We start from the raw sequence: 3,168 nt of genomic DNA on the forward strand, positions 1-3,168 counted from the left end.
AGCCAATCAGCTGGACCTGGTTTCGGTAGGGCGTGCGCACCTGGCCGACCCGCACTGGGCGTACTTTGCGGCCAAGGAGCTGGGGGTGGAGAAAGCTTCCTGGACCTTGCCAGCACCATACGCGCACTGGCTTGAGCGGTATCGCTGAGGCTTAGAGGGGCTGCTTTGCAGCCCATTCGCGACACAAGGCCGCTCCTACAAAGAGCACGCGTTCCCCTGTAGGAGCGGCCTTGTGCCGCGAATGGGCCGCACAGCGGCCCTCGAATCTAGAACCGATCCAACCGGTAGGCTCCCATCTCGGGCCCACCGGCCCGCTCAGCCAACCGCCCCACCCATTCCGCCGTCACCGCCGCCTGGGTCAACCCCAGGTGCTGATGCCCAAACGCCAACAGCACCCGCCCATCACACGCCCGGTCAATCACCGGCAACGAGTCCGGCAACGATGGCCTGAAACCCATCCACGGTGTTGCCCCTTCGACGCTCAAGTCTTGCCGGAACAACCCCTTGCTCAACCGGTGCAACTGCCACGCCCGTTGCATGCTCGGCGGTGCCTCCAGCCCGGCGAACTCCACCGTGCCGGCCAGGCGCAAACCTTCGGCCATGGGCGTCATGATGAACTTGCGCTCAAGTGAGGTGACTGCAAACGGCAGGCGCTGGTGCTCACCCGGCAACATCAGGTGGTAACCGCGCTCAGTGTCCAGCGGCACCCGCTTGCCCGTCAGCGCGGCGGTCAGTTTCGCAGAGTGGGCACCACAGCTGATCAGCACCTGGCGGGCATTGAGCGGGCCCTGGTCGCTGGCCAGGCTGACGCCGCCGCTGTGCAGCTGCCCGCCATCGACCTGCGCCTGGATAAAGCGCACGCCGCTGGCCTTGGCCGCTTCGAACAATTCGCACACTACCCGGTAAGGGTCGATGAAGTGCCCGGTGCGCGGAAAGAACAGCCCACCCAGCAGGGACGGGCTCAGTTGTGGCACTGCCTCGCGCACGGTTTCGGCCGACCAGACGTCCACCGGCACCGCCTGCTGTTGCATGCGTGTACGCAACGCCTCCAGTGCCGAGCGTGACTCAGGCTTCTCGAACACCAGCAACGAACCATCCTCCTGGAACAGTTCGCTGCGCCCGATCGAACCCAGCAGCCGCTGCCAGGCACCCAGGCTGCCTTCGTTCAGCGTGCGGATGCCGGCCACACTGCGCTGGAACGGGGCCGGGCGCAGGTTGAGCAGCAGGCGGGTGAACCAGGGCATGGCCTTGGGCAGGTACTTCCAGTCCAGGCGCAGCGGGCCCATCGGGTCCATCAGCATGCTCGGCAGGCGCTTGAGGATCGACAGGTCGGCGATCGGGAATACCTGCTCGGTGGCCAGGTGCCCGGCGTTGCCATAGGACGCGCCCTGGCCGGGTGCCTGGCGGTCGATCAATAGCACCCGGCGGCCTTGGCGGGCCAGTTGCAGGGCACAGGCAACGCCGACAATGCCGGCGCCTACCACGGCGATATCGGCTTCATGGGTTTCGACCATGCTCAGCCTTCCCGTTTGCCGTCGAGCAGGCGCCGCAGTTGCAGCGGGTTGCCGTGCTGCAACGCCTGCGGCAGAAGGGCATCAGGGAAGTCCTGGTAGCACACCGGGCGCAGGAAACGCAGGATCGCCGCCGTGCCCACCGAGGTCGTACGGGCATCGGAGGTAGCCGGGAACGGACCGCCATGGACCATGGCATCGCACACCTCGACACCGGTCGGCCAGCCATTGACCAGAATGCGCCCGGCCTTGCGTTCAAGGGTCGGCAGCAGCGCACGGGCGCTGTCGATGTCGGCATCGTCCAGTTGCAGGGTCGCGGTCAACTGGCCTTCCAGGTGCTCGGCCACTTGGCGTACCTGCTCGTCACTGGCGCAGGCCACCACCAGTGACGCCGCGCCGAACACTTCAGCCTGCAACGCCGGGTCGGCGAGGAAGGCTTCGGCCTGGGTGACGAACAAATGCGCCTGGCATTGGTTGGGCCCTTGCCCGGCCTGGCCGCTGGCCGCAGCCTGGGCATTGGCGTTACCCGCCAAGCTACCGACACCGGCCTGGTAAGCACTGAAGATGCCCGGGGTGAGCATGGTTTGCGCAGCGGCTTGGCGCACGTGCTCGCTGGCAGCGTCGATAAACCGCTGCAACGCCGGCCCTTGGCGGGCAATCACCAGGCCGGGGTTGGTGCAGAACTGGCCGGCACCTTGGGTCAACGAGGCGACGAAGCCTTGTGCCAGCGCTTCGGCGCGGGCCTGCAGGGCCGCCTCGAACAGGAACACCGGGTTGATCGAACTCATTTCGGCGTAAACCGGGATCGGCTCCGGGCGTGCCTGGGCCGCCTGGCACAGCGCGATACCACCGCTGCGCGAGCCGGTAAAACCAACGGCCTTGATACACGGGTCGCTGACCAGCGCGATGCCGACTTCACGGCCGGAGCCGTACAACAGCGAGAATACGCCGGCCGGCAAGCCGCACAGCTTCACCGCTTGCGCCACCGCCTGGCCGACCAGTTCGCTGGTGCCAGGGTGGGCGCTGTGGGCCTTGACCACCACTGGGCAGCCAGCGGCCAATGCCGACGCGGTGTCGCCACCGGCCACCGAGAAGGCCAGCGGGAAATTGCTGGCGCCGAACACGGCTACCGGCCCCAGGGCCACCTGGCGTTGGCGCAGGTCGGCGCGGGGCAAGGGCTGGCGTTCTGGCTGGGCGTTGTCGACCCGCACATCCAGCCATTCACCGGCCCGCACCACCCGGGCGAAGGTGCGCAGCTGGGTGCAGGTGCGGCCACGCTCGCCCTGGATGCGCGCCTTGGGCAGGCCGCTTTCGGCCACGGCACGGTCGATCAGGGCATCGCCCAGCGCTTCGATCTGCGCGGCAATGGTTTCGAGGAACTGTGCGCGTTGTTCGAGCGATGTTTCGCGGTAGGCATCGAACGCCGCCCAGGCCAAGGCGCAGGCCTGGGCCACGTGCTCGCCGGTGCCGCCGAGGTAGGCCGGTTCCAGTGGCTGGCCGGTGGCCGGGTCGATGGCGCGAATGGCTTCGCGGCTGCCGGTTACCGGCGTCTGGCCGATCAGCAGGTTGCCTGTGAGGGGCATGGAGCCTCCTTGGAAATCAGATTCGGGTATCAAGGGAAACCGCAGCCCCTGTAGGAGCGGCCTTGAGATCGGAA

General features: G+C 67.3%; 2 protein-coding genes and 1 pseudogene. 1 reads left to right on the forward strand and 2 read right to left on the reverse strand.

Annotation, left to right across the window (positions count from 1 at the left end; all coding sequences use genetic code 11):
* Positions 1–148: pseudogene (locus tag NP534_RS26355) on the forward strand (NADH:flavin oxidoreductase/NADH oxidase); the annotation flags it as partial.
* 118 nt (positions 149–266) lie between these two features.
* Here the strand turns inward: NP534_RS26355 and NP534_RS26360 are convergent.
* Together NP534_RS26360 and NP534_RS26365 are read right to left on the reverse strand one after the other, a co-directional pair.
* Entirely contained in the window at positions 267–1,514 is a 1,248-nt protein-coding gene (locus NP534_RS26360) for an NAD(P)/FAD-dependent oxidoreductase (RefSeq protein ID WP_274100675.1), read from the reverse strand.
* Positions 1,515–1,516: 2 nt separating this feature from the next.
* Positions 1,517–3,094: an aldehyde dehydrogenase (NADP(+)) gene (locus tag NP534_RS26365; RefSeq protein WP_274100676.1), complete on the reverse strand. Its 1,578-nt coding sequence runs from the start codon at positions 3,092–3,094 to the stop codon at positions 1,517–1,519.
* Positions 3,095–3,168: the final 74 nt, after the last annotated feature.

This window comes from Pseudomonas sp. 39004, from assembly GCF_028682155.1.
GTDB lineage: Bacteria > Pseudomonadota > Gammaproteobacteria > Pseudomonadales > Pseudomonadaceae > Aquipseudomonas > Aquipseudomonas capeferrum.

What these genes read in the sequence shown, in the direction of transcription:
- NP534_RS26360 (WP_274100675.1), bottom strand. Translation starts at nt 1,514, where the DNA reads ATGGTCGAAACCCATGAAGCCGATATCGCCGTGGTAGGCGCCGGCATT.
- NP534_RS26365 (WP_274100676.1), bottom strand. Translation starts at nt 3,094, where the DNA reads ATGCCCCTCACAGGCAACCTGCTGATCGGCCAGACGCCGGTAACCGGC.